Source organism: Streptomyces sp. WM6378 (assembly GCF_001279695.1).
Lineage (GTDB): Bacteria > Actinomycetota > Actinomycetes > Streptomycetales > Streptomycetaceae > Streptomyces.
This window is the reverse complement of the sequence record NZ_LGDD01000290.1, coordinates 18,696-34,497: the sequence shown is the minus strand read 5'-3', so window position 1 is coordinate 34,497 and position 15,802 is coordinate 18,696. Positions and strand designations below refer to the sequence as shown.

Here is a 15,802-nt window from a genome sequence, read left to right as displayed (position 1 = left end):
AGCCAGTGCAACGAACCGTCGAATGGATGATTGGGGTTGGTCGGGGTGACAGAGCCCGGCATGTCCGAGGAACACGGGGACCAGGCAACGCTGTTGTGCGTGCCGTTCGCGGGAGCGGGTCCTTCGTTCTTCCACCCGTGGCGGGACCTGGCCGGAGACCGGTGGCGGCTGGCCTCGGTCGAACTGCCGGGCAGGGAGCGGCGGATCCTGGAGGAGCCGTACCGCAACGTCTTCGAGGCGGCCAAGGGCTCGGTCGACGACGTCGTCGCGGAGCTCGGCGAAGGGGCCCGCACCGTGCTGTTCGGGCACAGCCTGGGCGCGGTGCTCGCCTACGAGCTGGTGCACCTGCTGACCGAGCGCGGCGTGCACGTCGAGCGGCTCGTCGTCAGCGGTTCGCCGGGTCCCTGGACCCAGCGCGAGCGGCGGGCGGCGGGGCTCCCGGACGAGGAATTCCTCGCCAGGGTCGAGGAGTTCGCGGGGTTCCGGCACGAGGCCCTCGACCACCCGGAGATGCGGGAACTGATCCTCCCCACCCTGCAGGCCGACTGCGAGATGCACGAGAGCTATGTGCCGAGCACCGACGTGCCGGTGTCGGTGCCGATCTGCTCGCTGCGCGGCAGCGTCGACGGTCTGGTCACCGCCGAAGAGGCACAGCAGTGGCAGGCGGCGACCACGGCCGACTTCACCTATGTGGAGTTCCCCGGCGACCACATGTACCTGGTCGACGCGGGCCGCGAGGTGCTGGACGTGATCGAGGCACAGGCCACCCGCTCGCGCTAGTGCGGGGGCCGGTCGCCGACCGGAGGGGCGCCGCGCCGGCCGGGAGCGATGCGGTCGAGCGCGGTGTCAGGGGTGTGACAGGTGGGCGACAGGCCCGATGAAGAAGGTGGAGGCATGAGAACTTCGGCGATCGCAGTTTCAGGGCTGCGCAAGGCATATGGGGACAAGGTCGTGCTCGACGGCATCGACTTCGATGTCGCCGCAGGATCGATCTTCTCCCTGCTCGGCCCGAACGGGGCCGGCAAGACGACGACGGTCAACGTCCTGACGACGTTGATGAAGGCCGACGCCGGCACGGTGAGCGTCGCCGGGCACGACGTGGTGACCGCGACCAAGCAGGTGCGCGCGGCCATCGGCGTGACCGGCCAGTTCGCCGCGGTGGACGAGCTGCTGTCGGGCCGGGAGAACCTGCAGCTGATGGCGGACCTGAAGCGCGTGCGCTCCGGCAACCAGGTGGTCACGCGGCTGCTTGAGCAGTTCGACCTGGTGGAGTCGGCGGACAAGATGGCGTCGACCTACTCCGGCGGTATGCGCCGCAAGCTGGACCTGGCGATGACGCTGGTCGGCAACCCGCAGATCATCTTCCTGGACGAGCCGACGACGGGTCTCGACCCGCGCAGCCGGCGCACGATGTGGGGGATCGTCCGCGAGCTGGTGGCCGACGGCACCACCATCTTCCTCACCACCCAGTACCTGGAGGAAGCCGACCAGCTCGCCGACCAGATCGCGGTGCTCAACCAGGGCAGCCTGGTCGCCCAGGGCACCCCCGAGGAGCTCAAGCGCCGGATCCCCGGCACCCACGTGCGGCTGCGCTTCACCGACCTGTACGAACTCGACACGGCGGCGCGGGTCCTGACCGGGGCCACCCGGGACGACCAGGAGCTGACCCTGCGGGTGCCCAGCGACGGTGAGTCGAGGTCGCTGCTGGCCCTGCTGAGCCGGCTCGACGACCACATGATCAACGCCCAGGAGTTCTCCGTGCACACACCGGACCTCGACGACGTCTTCCTCGCCCTGACCGGGCGTGCGAACACGGAGCACACCAGCAAGGAGGCGATCGCGCGATGAGCACCGTCTCCACGTCGTTCGGCGACTCGACGATCATGCTGCGCCGCAACTTCAAGCACACGCTCCGCAATCCGGTCACGGTGTTCAACGCGGTCCTGTTCCCCATCGTCCTGATGCTCATGTTCGTCTACGTCTTCGGCGGCGCCTTCAAGGTCCAGGGCGAATACGTCGACTACGCGGTGCCCGGCCTGATCGTCATGGCCATCACCTACGGGCTCGGCCCGACCGCGGCGGCCGTGAACGGCGACATGACGAAGGGCATCATCAACCGGTTCAAGACCATGGACGTCTCGCACGGCGCGGTCCTCGCCGGTCATGTCGTCGCCACGACGGTGCGCGCACTGATCGCGGACACGGCCATCATCGCCGTCGGCTTCGCCATGGGCTTCCGCCCGCATGCCAACTTCGTGCAGTGGCTCGGCGCGATCGGCATCATGCTGCTGCTCGCCTTCGCGACCAGCTGGCTCACCGTCGCCATGGGCCTGGGCGCCAAGACCGTCGAGTCGGCGGGTCTGGCCACCGTGCCGCTGATCATGCTGCCGTTCCTGAGCAGCGCGTTCGTGCCCGCCGACACCATGGGCACCGGCGTGCGGCAGTTCGCCGAGTACCAGCCCTTCACGCCGATCATCGAGACGCTGCGCGGACTCCTCGCGGGCCACAACCCGTCGAGCGGCGACGCGATCGCGGCCGTCGCCTGGTCCCTCGGGCTCGCGCTCGTCGGGTACGTGTGGGCGGTCTCCACCTTCAAGAAGCGGGCCTGACTCCGACGTCAGGACACCCGCGTGACATCGGCCGGCCCGACCGGCCGGCCCCAGCCCCCTCCCGAGCCGCCTCGGCCAGCCGCGCCGAGGCGGCTCCGCGCTGTCCGCCGAAGGGAGCTCGAAGTCCCCTCCGTACCCGCCGCTGTGGCTTCGGCGGGTACGACGACGGCGGCCGCCAGGACCACTACAGGTCCTGACGGCCGCCGTCGTGCGAGCCCCCCAACTGCCAACACCGGCTCGCGAGCCGGTAGTTGGGGGTGTCTCACCCCTGTGCGGCGGGGCCGCACCAGGTGGTGAGGGCACCGCGGAGCGCGGAGGTGTCGGGCGTATCCGCGGCCGCCCAGGCGACATGGCCGTCGGGGCGGACGAGGAGCGCGGTGGGAGCGGGGATCTCGCCCATGGCCGGCACGGTCCAGAAGTCGTCCTCGGCGCGCGCCTCGACGACGTCGACGCGATCGGCCCAGCCCGCGGCGGCCGCCGCGACCTCCGCGCCGCCGCCCAGGTCGAGCAGGACCGGACGCCCGGCGTGCAGCAGCTCGTAGACGCGGGTGGCGTCGCCGGTCGTCTTGAGGTCGGCGTCGGGGACCCGGCGGCCCACCAGCGGGTGGTCGCCGTCGATCGGGTAGCGGATGTCCAGCGCGGTCAGCATGCCGCGCAGGTACCGGTTGACGTCGTCGAACACCATGAGCGAGCCGAACACCTCGCGCAGCGCGTCCGTCTGCGCGCCGGGCCGGGCCAGGGCCGACTGCGCCCGGGTGTTGTCCAGTACGCGCTCCCCGACGGGGTGGCGCTCGTCGTGGTAGCTGTCCAGCAGGCTCTCCGGCGCCTGGCCGCGCACGACCGAGGCGAGCTTCCAACCCAGGTTGACGGCGTCCTGCACGCCCATGTTCAGGCCCTGCCCGCCGGCCGGGAAGTGGATGTGCGCCGCGTCGCCCGCGAGCAGCACCCGGCCCTGCCGGTACTGCGCGGCCTGTCGCGCGGCGTCGTTGAACCGGGACACCCAGCGCGGGCTGTGCATGCCGTAGTCGGTGCCCGCCAGCCTGACCAGCGACTCCCGGAGCTGCTCGAACGTCACGGGTTCGTCGCGGTCCACGACGCGGTCGTACTCGGAGGTGATCACCCGGAACCAGCCCGGCTCGAAGGCGATCGCCGAGAAGTCACCGCCCGCGCAGCGCCGCACCCAGATGTAGTCCTCGGTCAGCTCGGGGAGTTCGACGTCGCCGATCAGCGCGGTCATCGTCGCCGCGGTGCCGGGGAAGTCGAAGCCCGCCAGCTTGCGCACGGTGCTGCGGCCGCCGTCGCAGCCCACGAGGTAGCGGGCGCGCAGCGTCGCGGGCGACGTCAGCGCCGTACCCAGTTCGACCGTCACGCCCGCCTCGTCCTGGTGCACTCCGCGCACCTCGGACGACCGGAGCACCCGCACGCCGAGTTCGGCGGCCCGCTCCTCCAGGAGCCGCTCGATGGCGGACTGCAGGATCATCAGCGGGTAGGGGTGCCTTGACTCCGACTCGTCGAACTCTAGATAAAGACCGGAGAAATGACCCACCGGCTGCAGTTCACCGGCCGCGAGAAAGCGATCCAGAATTCCGCGCTGGTCCAGCACCTCAAGGGTGCGGGAATGTATTCCGCCGGCGCGCGACTCGCCCGTCCGTTCCGCGAGCCGCTCGACCACCACCACGTCGACGCCCGCCAGCCGCAGCTCACAGGCGAGCATCAGGCCTGTCGGCCCGGCGCCCGCGATCACCACGTCCGTATCGATGCCGCTGTGCCCCACGTCGTTCCCCCTCGCTCCACTGAACCTCTAACGTCCTTGAACCACCCCCACGTTCACCGAACGTGGAACGGCCGGTCAAGGAACGCCGGGGCCGGGGCGGGGCGGGTCGAACCCGCCTGTCCCGCCGGCGGGACACGCCGAATGCCGCGGCGGCGCCGGCGTGCAGGTTCGCCGGTCGGCGCTCAACCCCACCGGCCGCCGAGCACCGTCGCACCGCACCTGCGGTGTGCGCGGATCCGAATTCGGGCGACACTCCATTCGGCCATTCAGAGAATTTGTCTCGCCGGCGGGACTGCGTAAAAAGTTCCCCAGCGGTCGTCATGGCGGTGGTGGCCCCGAGAAGGGCCTAAAGGGACGCGAACGGGATTCCCGGTCGGCGGAGGAAGGAAAGACTGGCAATGGAATCGTCGCCGCAGGTGCTTCACCCGCGAGGTGGACAGGACGAGACGTCGCAGCGGCAGGACGCGCCCTCGGGCGCGCCGGTGTCGCTGGCGCAGGAAATCGCGCAGCTGTGGGCTCACCACCTCAACCTCGGCGAGGTCGCGGTGGACGCCGACTTCTTCGGGATCGGCGGTAATTCGCTGACCGGAATCAAGATCATCGAGCAGGTGGCGGAGGACTACGGAGTCCAGCTGTCGGTGCGCGACTTCTACCTGGCGCAGACCCCGGTCCGAGTCGCCGAGCTGGTCGCGCAGGGGAGGGCGGCGGCGTGAGGCTGACGCCTGGTCCCGGGCGCGACATCGACCTCGACGGCATCAACCTGTTCGACCTCGACCTCTACACCTCGGGCGATCCGCACCCGATCTGGGACGTGATGCGGGCCAAGGCGCCGCTGCACCACCAAGTCCTGCCGGACGGACGCGAGTTCTGGTCGGTGACCCGCTACGAGGACGTCCACCGCGTGCTCGCGAACCACCGCGAGTTCACCTCGGAACGCGGCACGGTCCCCACCCACCTCGGGACGGACGACGTCGCGGCCGGCGTGCTGATGACGTCCACCGACCCGCCGCGGCACACCGAGGTCCGCCGGCCGCTCGGCGCCAAGCTCACGGCGCGGGCGGTGAAGTCCTGGGAGGACTCGATCCGCGCCACGGTCGTGCGCTTCCTGGAGCCCGCGCTCGACGGTGAGGTCTTCGACCTCGCCGAGAAGGCGCTGCTCCTGCCGGCGATGGTCACCGGCCCGCTCCTCGGCATCCCGGAGCAGGACTGGGCGGAACTCGTCCAGCTGACCGCGATGGTGACGGCTCCCTCGGACCCGCACTTCCAGCTGGGCAGCGAAGCCGCGACCCTGGCCATCTCCCACCACGAGCTCGTCACCTACGTCAAGGAATGGGTCAAGACCCGGCGGGCGACCGGTGAAGAGGGCGAGAGCCTGCTCCACCACCTCATGAGCGTGCGCCCGGGCGGCGAGGCGCTGAGCGACGAGGAGATCGCCCTCGACGGCTACAGCATCCTGCTCGGCGCCAACGTGACGACGCCGCACACCGTCTCCGGCACCGTGCAGGCGCTCATCGAGCGGCCCGAGCAGTTCGACAAGGCGGCGGCCGACCTGACGCTGGTCCCGGGCCTAGTCGAGGAAGGGCTGCGCTGGACGTCGGCCGCCTGCAACTTCATGCGGTACGCGGTGGACGACGTCGAGATCGCCGGGGGCACCATCCCGGCCCGCGGCGCGGTCGTGGCGTGGATCGGATCGGCCAACCGGGACGAGTCCCTCTTCCCCGACCCGCACACCTTCGACATCACCCGGGCCGGTGCCAAGCGCCAGGCCGCGTTCGGCTTCGGCACGCACTTCTGCATCGGCGCGCCGCTGGCCCGGATGACGCTGCGCATCTTCTTCGAGGAGCTGCTCCAGCGCTTCGAATCGATCGAGCTCGCCGGCGAACCGGAGCACCTGCGCTCGTACTTCATCGCCGGGATGACCCACCTCCCCGTCCTCGGCAAGAAACGACACACGCCATGACAACCGGCTCCACCATCGCCCCCTCGCCGTGGTTCGTCCGGCCGCTGTCCGACGACCACCCGGCCCGGCTCTTCTGCCTGCCCTTCTCCGGGTCCGGGGCCTCGGCCTTCAGCGCCTGGCCCGCCGCGATCGGCGACGCCGAGGTCTGCCCGGTGCAGTTCCCCGGCCGCGAGAACCGGCTTGCCCACCCCCACTACGGCACCTACGAGAACCTGGCCGACAGCCTGGCCGACGAGCTGGAGCCGCTCCTGGACCGGCCGTACGCGCTGTTCGCGCACTGCGCGGGCGCCATGCCCGCGTACGAGACCGTGCTGCGGCTCGCCGAGCGCGGCCTGCCCGGCCCGGAGCGCCTGTTCGTGTCGGGCCAGCCGGCCCCGCACGACGCCTCGCGCGACCGGATGCTCACCATGACCGAGCCCGAACTGCGCGCCGAGCTGGAGTCGTTCATCCGCGGCCGCGGGATCGAGCCCCGGCCGGACATGATCGACCTGGGCATGTACGTGCTGCTCCGCGACCACGCCGCCGCGGGCGCCTACCGGCGGCCGGAGCCGGTCAAGGTGGACTGCCCCGTCGTCGTCCTGCACTGGCGCGACGACCCGGACGTCAGCCTCGAAGAACTCCAGGGGTGGCGGCAGTACTCGGATGCGGTCGAGATCCAGGTGGTCGAGGGCGGCCACTACGACTTCATGGACGCGCCGGACGAACTGCTCGCCCTGTTGACCCGCCGGCGGTGAAAGCGGTGCCGCCCCCAAGAGCCCTATGCCGAGGGAACCGGAAGGAATTCGTATGAGTGGCGCAGCCGCCGGCATCGCCGTCATCGGGATGGCGTGCCGCTTTCCCGGTGTGCACGACCTGGACGCGTTCTGGCGCTTGCTGTCCGACGGGGAGTCGACCGTCGGACAGTTCCCCGAGCGCCGGGCGGCCGACTCCAACCACCTGTCCCACCCGGACGCCGCCACCTTGAACACGGGCTCGTTCCTCGACTCCATCGACACGTTCGACGCGGAGTTCTTCGGCACGGGCCCGGCGGAGACGGCCGCCATGGATCCCGTGCAGCGGCTGGGACTCGAACTCGCCTGGGAGGCCGTCGAGGACGCCCGGGTCCCGGCGAGCGCGCTCGCGGGCCGCGAGATCGACGTCGTGGTGGGCACCGCGCCCTCCGGGTACGAGCTGCTGCGCAAGCTGTCCGGCAGCGACCAGGACGACCACTACGCCGCGCTCGGCACGAACGGCGCGCTGATCGCCAACCGGATCTCCAGCCTCTTCGACGTCCGCGGCATGAGCTTCTGCGCGGACTCGGGCCAGTCGTCCTCCCTGGTGTCGCTGGCGCTGACCTGCGAACGCATCCGCAGCGGCGCGGTCGACATGGCGATCGCGGGCGGCGTGCACCTGATCGCCGACCCGGCGGCGGGAGCCGCCCTGGCGAACCTGGGCGCCCTGTCGCCCGACGGGCGCTGCTTCACCTTCGACGAGCGGGCCAGCGGCTTCGCCCGCGGCGAGGGCGGCGCGTTCGTCGTCCTGAAGCGGCTCGACCTCGCCGTCGCCGACGGCGACCACATCTACGCCGTGGTGCGCGGCTGGGGCGTCGGCAGCGGTGGCGCGTCCACCCGGATGCCCGACCCCAGCCCCAGCGGTCAGGCGGCGGCCGTGCTTGCCGCGCTCGACAGCGCGGCCGTCGACTTCGACAGCGTCGACTACGTGGAGGCCCACGGCACCGGCACCCGCATGGGCGACCCGGCCGAAATAGCCGGTCTGCGCGAGGTGTTCGGGGCGACCGGCCGCGGCCGTCCCCTGGTCGTCGGCTCGGCGAAGACGAACGTCGGGCACCTGGAGCCAGCCGCGGGCATGGTCGGCTTCGTGAAGGCGGCGCTCTGCGTGGACCGCGCCCACCTGGTGCCGAGCCTCAACTTCCGCTCCCCGAACCCCGACATCCCCGAATTCCACCGGGACTTCGAGGTCGTCCGGGCCGCGCGGCCCTGGCCGGGCGAGCCCGGCCGGCCGCGCCGCGCCGGGGTGTCGGCGTTCGGCATGGGCGGCACCAACGCGCACGTGATCCTCGAACAGGCCCCCCGGGAGCGGACGCTTCCCGGTGCCGCGGGCGAGGACGCGAGCTCTGCGGACGCTCCCCGGGTACTGCCGTGGGTCCTGTCCGCGCACTCGGAGCCGGCCCTGCGCGAGCAGGCGGCACGGCTGCGCGACCGCGTGGCCGCGGACGCGTCGCTGTCGGCGGCCGACGTGGGGCACTCGCTGGCCTCGACCCGCTCCTCGTTCGACCACCGGGCGGTCGTGCTCGGCGGTGACCGCGAGGAGTCGCTGGCCGCCCTCGAACTGCTGGCCGCGGGCGCCGACTCGCCGAAGGTGGTCCGCGGGAGCGCCACCGCGGGAGCCGGCCCGGTCGTCTTCGTGTTCCCCGGCCAGGGCTCGCAGTGGCTCGGCATGGGCAAGCAGCTGTACGCGGAGTCGGAGGTTTTCGCGCGCTCGATCGACGAGTGCGCCGAGGCTCTGGCGCCGTGGGTGGACTGGTCCCTGGTGGACGTGGTGACCGGCGCCGAATCGGCCGCGTCGCTGGAGCGGACCGACGTCGTCCAGCCGGCGCTGTTCGCGATGCTGGTGTCGCTGGCGCGGGTGTGGCGTTCGCTGGGGGTGACCCCGGACGCGGTGATCGGCCACTCCCAGGGCGAGATCGCCGCGGCCTACGACGCGGGCGCCCTGACCCTCGCGGACGCGGCCAAGATCGTGGCCCTGCGGTCCCGCCTGCTGGCGACGGTCGCCGGGCAGGGCAGCATGGCAGGCATCCTGCTGCCCGAACACCGGGTGCGGGAGCTGCTCGGCACGTGGGGCTCCCGGGTCGGGATCGCCGCGGTCAACGGACCGAACTCGACCACCGTCTCGGGCGAGACCTCGGCCGTCGAGGAACTGGTCGCGGCCTGCGAGGCCCAGGGGGCCCGCGCGCGGCTGATCAAGTCGAACGTTCCCGGGCACTCGCCGCTGCTCGACCAGTTCGAGGAGCGGCTCACGGCCGGGCTCGGCGAGATCACCCCCATGCCCGCGCAGGTACCGATCTACTCGACGGTGACCGGCGACCTGATCGACCCGGCGCGCCTTGACACGGCCTACTGGTTCCGCAACCTGCGCGAAACCGTCCGGTTCGAGGCGGCCATGAGCCGTGTCATCGAGCAGGGGCACGGCACGGTCGTCGAGATCAGTCCGCATCCGGTGCTCCAGGTGGCGGTCGAGGAGACCGCCGACGCGCTGGCCGCCTCACCGGTGGTGGTGGGCACCCTGCGCAAGCAGGACGGCGGTGCGGGCAAGGTCCTGGCGTCGCTGGCCGAGCTGTACGTGCGCGGCGTACCGGTGACCTGGGAGGCGGCCTTCGCCGCCGACCGGCCGCGCCGGATCGCCCTGCCGACGTACGCGTTCCAGCGCCGGCGGTACTGGCTGACGGCACCCGACGACGGCCCTGCCGCGAACGGCTCCGCCGAGCGGGCGGGCGGACCGGGCGCGAGCGCCGCGGCCGCGGACCTGGGCTCACCAGCGGCGGTCCTCACGCTCGTGTGCGCCGAAGTGGCGGCGCTGCTCAACGCGAAGGAAGCGGATCTGACGGGCGCCGACCTGGAGGCGAGGTCGACCGAGAGCTTCAAGGTCCTCGGGTTCGACTCCTCGATGGCGGTGGCGCTGCGCAACCGGCTCGCCGCAGCGGCCGGCGTACGGCTCCCGGCCACCGTCGCGTTCACCTACCCCACTCCGCAGGCGCTCGCCCGCCACCTGTTCTCCCTCGTCGAGCCGGAGGAGCCCGATGCCCCGGAAGCGGTGGAGGAAGAGGTTCTGGAAATCCGCAGCGATGACGATTTGTACGCATTGATCGACCGCGGATACGTGTAGCAACACCGTTCGTCCAAACGACTTTTGGGGGAGGCCCTGGTGGAGGATGTCGACAAGCTCCGTTCCTACTTGCGACGCGCCGTCGGCGACGCGCAGGAACTGCGCGACCGCGTGCGCGAGTTGGAGGAGTCCGCACGCGAACCGATCGCGGTCGTCGGTGTGGGGTGTCGCTTCCCCGGCGGGGTGACGTCCCCCGAGGGTCTGTGGGGCGTCGTGGCCGACGGCGTGGACACGATCAGCGACTTCCCCCAGGACCGCGGATGGGACCTGGAGGCGCTGTACAACCCGGACCCCGAGGCACCCGGACGCACCAACACGCGCTCCGGCGGGTTCCTGCACGATCTCGCGGAGTTCGACGCGCCGTTCTTCGGCATCAGCCCGCGCGAGGCGCTGGCGATGGATCCGCAGCAGCGGCTGATGCTGGAGACGACGTGGGAAGCCCTTGAGCGGGCGGGCATCGACCCGGCCGCGCTGCGCGGCTCGGCGACCGGAGTGTTCACCGGGCTCTACGCCGTCGACTACGGCCCCAGGGTGGGCGGCCGGGCCGCCGCCGAGGTGGAGGGCTTCGCGCTCACCGGCACGTACACCAGCGTGGCCTCGGGCCGGGTGGCGTACGTGCTGGGTCTGGAGGGCCCGGCGGTGTCGACCGACACCGCGTGCTCCTCCTCGCTCGTCGCCGTCCACCAGGCCGTGCGGTCCCTGCGTGCCGGGGAGTGCACCCTCGCGCTCGCCGGCGGCGTCTCGACCATGCCGACCCCGGGACTTCTCGTGGAGCTCGGCCGGCAGGGCGGCCTGTCGGACGACGCGCGGTGCAAGGCGTTCGCGGACGCCGCGGACGGCACCGGCTTCTCCGAGGGCGCGGGTGTGCTCGTCCTGGAGCGGCTCTCCGACGCGCGGCGCAACGGACACCGTGTCTGGGCCGTGATCCGCGGCTCGGCCACCAACCAGGACGGCGCCTCCAACGGCCTGACCGCGCCCAACGAACTGGCCCAGCGCCGGGTCATCACGGCGGCCCTGGCCGATGCCGGGCTGCACACGAACGACGTGGACGCGGTCGAGGCGCACGGGACCGGCACCAGGCTGGGCGACCCCATGGAGGCCGAGGCCCTCCTTGCCACCTACGGCCAGGGCCGGGACCCGAAGAGCCCGCTGTGGCTGGGCTCCCTGAAGTCGAACATCGGCCACACCCAGGCGGCCGCGGGCGTCGGCGCCATGATCAAGATGATCATGGCGATGCGGCACGGCGTGCTGCCCAGGACGCTGCACGTGGACCGCCCCTCGACGCACGTGGACTGGTCGGCCGGAGCCGTGGAACTGCTGACCGAGGCCCGCGAGTGGACCAGCGCGCCGGGACGCCCCCGCCGGGCCGGCATCTCCGCCTTCGGGATCAGCGGCACCAACGCGCACCTCATCCTCGAACAGGCCCCCGAGGCCCCCGAGATCCCCGAGGCGCAGGACGCCCCGGCCCCTACGACGGTGCCGTGGGTGCTGTCGGCGCGGTCGGAGCAGGCACTGCGCGAGCAGGCGCTGCGGCTGCGGGACCATCTGGCCGCGGACGCGGACCTGCCGCTCGCAGGCGTGGGCCACGCCCTGCTGACCACGCGCTCGCTCTTCGACCACCGCCAGGTGGTCATCGGCGCCGGCCGCGACGAACTGCTCACCGCCCTGACCGCCGCGGCCACGGGCGACGGGAGCGGCTCCTCGGACGTGGTGTCCGGAGTCGCGAAGCCGGCGGGCAGGACCGTGTTCGTCTTCCCCGGCCAGGGCTCGCAGTGGGTCGAGATGGGCCGCGAACTGTGGGAGTCCTCACCGGTGTTCGCGCGCCGGATGCGGGAGTGCGCCGACGCGCTGGCGCCGTACGTCGACTGGTCCCTCCACGACGTCCTCGGGGACGCCGACGCGCTGGAGCGGGTCGACGTCGTCCAGCCCGTGCTGTGGGCCGTGATGGTCTCGCTGGCCGAGGTGTGGCGTTCGTACGGGGTGGAGCCCGAGGCCGTGGTGGGCCACTCGCAGGGTGAGATCGCCGCGGCGTGTGTCGCGGGCGCCCTCTCGGTCGAGGACGCCGCCAAGGTGGTGGCGCTCCGGTCGAAGGCGATCCTGGCGCTGTCCGGGCGCGGCGGCATGGTGTCGGTCGCACTCCCCGTCGAGGACGTGCGTGCGCGTCTGACGGACGGCCTGTCGGTCGCGGCGGTCAACGGGCCTTCGTCCGTCGTCGTGTCCGGCGACGTGGCCGAGCTCGACGCACTGCTGGCCGCCTGCGCCGCGGACGAGGTGCGAGCCCGCCGGGTCCCGGTGGACTACGCCTCGCACTCCCGGCACGTGGAGGCCATCCACGACGAACTGGGCCGGGTACTGGCCGGACTTGAGCCGCGTACGGCCGACGTCCCGTTCTTCTCGACCGTCACCGCCGACTGGCTGGACACGACGGTGATGGACGCCGAGTACTGGTACACCAACCTGCGCGGCACGGTCCGCTTCGAGGAGGCGACCCGGGCCCTGGCCGCCCAGGACTTCCGCACCTTCATCGAGGCGTCCGCCCACCCGGTCCTGACGATCGGTGTGGAACAGACCCTGGACAGCGCGGGCGTCGAGGCCGCCGCCGTGGGCACGCTGCGCCGCGGCGAGGGCGGCCTCGCGCGCTTCTACCGGTCGGCCGCCGAAGCCTTCGTGGCAGGCGTCGAGGTGCGATGGCAGACGGCGCTCCCGGCCCTGGAGGGCCCGGCGGTCGAACTGCCCACGTACGCCTTCCAGCGGCAGCGCTACTGGCTGAACACCCCCCACGAGACCACCGGCGAGAGCACGTCGGACCACCCGCTGCTCGACGCGGTGATCGATCTGCCCGACGACGGGGAGACCGGCGGCGTGGTGGGCAGCGGGCGCCTCTCCATCGAGCGCCACCCGTGGCTGGCCGACCACGTCGTCCACGGCGCCGTCCTCGTGCCGGCCGCGGTACTCCTGGAGATGGCCCTGTGGGCGGCCCGCAGGACGGGCTGCGACGTCGTCGACGAACTCACCCTGGAAACCCCGCTGGTCCTGTCCCGCACGGCCGGCCGCGAGATCCGCGTCGTCGTCGACGGCAAGCGCGTGGTCGGCGTGCACTCCCGGGGCGAGGGCGAATCCGAGTGGACGCGCAACGCCGTCGGCGTCGTCGGGTCCGACACCGGACGCACCCGTGCCGAGGAAAGCCTCGCCGCCTGGCCCCCCGCGGGCGCGGCCGAGGTGCCCTTCGAGGACGAGTACGACCGGCTGGCCGCCCTCGGACACGGCCACGGGCCCCTGCTCCGCGGTCTGCGCAAGGTGTGGCGCCGCGACGAGGACCTCTTCGCCGAGGTCGAACTGCCCGCCGCCGACGGCGCGGGCGGCCGCTACCGGCTCCACCCCGCCCTGCTCCACGCCGCGCTGCTGCCGGTGGGCCTCGGCGCATTCGTCGACAACGCCCGGCCCGAGGGCTGGCTGCCGTTCCGCTGCACGGGCCTGCGCGTCGACTCCGCCCAGCCGGCCGTCCTGCGCGTCCGGCTGGCGCCCGCGGGGGACGACACACTGTCCGTGACCCTCGCGGACCAGGACGGAGCCCCCGTCGGCGGCGTCGCATCGCTGAGCCTGCGGCCCGCCGACGTCTCGCAGCTGACCGCGCTGAGCTTCGACCACCAGGACGCCCTGTTCCAGGTGGACTGGGCCCCCCTCGCGGTCCCCTCCGGACGCCCGCTCCGGTACGCGGTCCTGGGAGCACCCGAGGCGGTCCCCGCGGCCCTGGCCGAAGGCGCGGACGTCTTCGCCGACCTCGAACAACTCGGCGCCGCCGACGGCGGGATACCCCCGCTCGTCATCGCCCGCGCCGACCTGAGCGGCGCGGACGGCGCCGACGCGGCCGCCGCCGTCGAGCTCGGCCTCCGCCGTGTGCTGCGGTGGACGCGGGCCTGGCTCGGCGACGACCGGTTCGCCGACTCCCGCCTCGTCATCGTGACGCGGGACGCCGTCCACGACGACCAGGTGCGCCGCACCGACCCCGCGGCCGCCGCGATCTGGGGATTCGTGCGCACCGCGCAGACCGAGAACCCGGACCGCTTCACGCTCGTGGACACGGACGGCCGGGCCGAATCCTGGGCCCGCCTACCGGCGGCGGCCGACACCGCGGAACCCCAGCTCAAGATCCGCTCCGGCGAGGTGACCACTCCTGAACTGTCCCGCACCCAGGGCGAGTTGACCGGTCCCGGATCCCCCGGGGCGGAAGAACGTCCCGCTTTCGGATCCGGGACGGTGCTGATCACGGGAGGCACCAGCGGCCTGGGCGCGATGCTGGCCCGGCACCTCGTGGCGCGCCACGGCGTGCGCAGGCTGGTCCTGAGCAGCAGGCGCGGCCCGAACGCCCCGGAGGCGGCGGCGCTGCGGGAGGAACTGACCGCGGCGGGAGCCCGGGTCGAGATCGTGTCCTGCGACGTCGCCGACCGCGACGCCGTCTCGGCGCTGATCACCGCCATCGGGTCCGAGCACCCGCTGACCGCGGTGATCCACTGCGCGGGCGTACTCGCCGACGGAGTCGTCGCGGCGATGACCGAGGACCGCCTGAACACGGTCCTCGCACCCAAGGCGGCCGGAGCCTGGCACCTGCACGAGCTGACCCGGCACCTGGACCTGTCCGCGTTCGTCCTGTTCTCCTCGATCGCGAGCGTGCTCGGCACGGCGGGCCAGGCCAACTACGCGGCGGCCAACGGATTCCTCAACGGCCTCGCCCAGGCCCGCCGGGCCGAGGGACTGCCGGCCACCTCGCTGTGCTGGGGCTTCTGGGCCGAACGCAGCGAGATGGTCGCCGACATCGGCGACACCGACGTCGTACGCCTGCAACGGCAGGGCGTGCTGCCGATGGCGTCCGAGGAGGGCCTCGCCCTCTTCGACCTCGCGGTCTCGCTGGACGAGCCGGTGCTGGTGCCCGCGCGGCTCAACCTCGCGGCACCGGGCGCGGCCTCGCCACTGCTGCGCGCTCTGACCGGCGCCACCGCGGGACCGGCCGGCCGGATCGGCCGGGAGTCCACCGACCCCGGCCTCGCGCAGCAGCTGAGGTCGCTGCCCGCGGCCGAGGCCGAAGCGGCGCTGCTCGGCGTGATCCGCACGCAGACCGCGATCGTGCTCGGCCACCCGGACACCACGAAGATCGGCCCGGCCACGACGTTCAGGAAGCTGGGGATCGACTCGCTCACGGCGCTGGAACTGCGCAAACAGCTGGCCGCGGTGACCGGCCTGAAGCTGCCCGCCACGCTCGTCTTCGACCATCCGAACCCGAGCGACCTCGCGCGGTTCCTGACCGCGAGCATCACACCCGAATCGACCACACCCCCATCTCCGGCCGACCACCTGGCCAAGGAGATCGAAGTACTGGGCGCCCGGCTTGAGGACGCGTTCCTCCAGCTCGCCGAGGACGACCAGACCACCATTTCCACTCTGCTCGGCACGCTGCAGGGCCGAGTCCGTTCGCTGGTGAGCGCCGGTTCTCCGGTCGCCATCGTCGACCAGATCAGTTCGGCCTCGGCGGGAGACCTTCTCGCCCTGCTGGACAAAGAGCTCGGCTAGGGGAGCGCGATG

At 72.3% G+C, this 15,802-nt stretch carries 8 protein-coding genes and 1 pseudogene; 8 read left to right on the top strand and 1 reads right to left on the bottom strand.

Annotation, left to right across the window (positions count from 1 at the left end; genetic code table 11):
• The first annotated feature begins 60 nt into the window (after positions 1-60).
• The 3 genes from ADK54_RS22405 (at position 61) to ADK54_RS22395 (ending at position 2,609) form a co-directional block, all read left to right on the top strand.
• A complete protein-coding gene (locus tag ADK54_RS22405) occupies positions 61-780 on the top strand; it encodes a thioesterase II family protein (RefSeq protein WP_053727466.1) in 720 nt (239 codons plus the stop codon).
• A 114-nt stretch (positions 781-894) separates the two neighbouring features.
• Complete coding sequence (locus ADK54_RS22400; protein ID WP_053727465.1) at positions 895-1,848, top strand: ATP-binding cassette domain-containing protein; 954 nt, start codon at positions 895-897, stop codon at positions 1,846-1,848.
• Positions 1,845-2,609: an ABC transporter permease gene (locus ADK54_RS22395; RefSeq protein ID WP_053727464.1), complete on the top strand. Its 765-nt coding sequence runs from the start codon at positions 1,845-1,847 to the stop codon at positions 2,607-2,609. The genes ADK54_RS22400 and ADK54_RS22395 overlap by 4 nt, the downstream gene beginning before the upstream one ends.
• 262 nt (positions 2,610-2,871) lie before the next feature.
• Here the strand turns inward: ADK54_RS22395 and ADK54_RS22390 are convergent, their stop codons facing one another.
• Positions 2,872-4,383 (bottom strand): FAD-dependent monooxygenase, encoded by a 1,512-nt coding sequence (locus tag ADK54_RS22390; protein ID WP_107090596.1) that lies wholly within the window; start codon positions 4,381-4,383, stop codon positions 2,872-2,874.
• A 398-nt stretch (positions 4,384-4,781) separates the two neighbouring features.
• Between ADK54_RS22390 and ADK54_RS22385 the strand changes: the two genes are divergently transcribed.
• From ADK54_RS22385 to ADK54_RS22365, 5 genes and pseudogenes are all read left to right on the top strand, one after another.
• The gene (locus tag ADK54_RS22385; protein ID WP_053727463.1) at positions 4,782-5,096 is read left to right on the top strand and encodes an acyl carrier protein; all 315 of its coding nucleotides are present in this window, start codon (positions 4,782-4,784) and stop codon (positions 5,094-5,096) included.
• On the top strand, positions 5,093-6,343 hold the full coding sequence (locus ADK54_RS22380) for a cytochrome P450 (RefSeq protein WP_053727462.1): 1,251 nt from the start codon (positions 5,093-5,095) through the stop codon (positions 6,341-6,343). The genes ADK54_RS22385 and ADK54_RS22380 overlap by 4 nt, the downstream gene beginning before the upstream one ends.
• Positions 6,340-7,077 (top strand): thioesterase II family protein, encoded by a 738-nt coding sequence (locus tag ADK54_RS22375; RefSeq protein WP_053727461.1) that lies wholly within the window; start codon positions 6,340-6,342, stop codon positions 7,075-7,077. The genes ADK54_RS22380 and ADK54_RS22375 overlap by 4 nt, the downstream gene beginning before the upstream one ends.
• A 52-nt stretch (positions 7,078-7,129) precedes the next feature.
• Entirely contained in the window at positions 7,130-10,225 is a 3,096-nt protein-coding gene (locus ADK54_RS22370; protein ID WP_234392160.1) for a type I polyketide synthase, read from the top strand.
• A 45-nt stretch (positions 10,226-10,270) separates the two neighbouring features.
• Positions 10,271-15,790: pseudogene (locus tag ADK54_RS22365) on the top strand (SDR family NAD(P)-dependent oxidoreductase); the annotation flags it as partial.
• Positions 15,791-15,802: the final 12 nt, after the last annotated feature.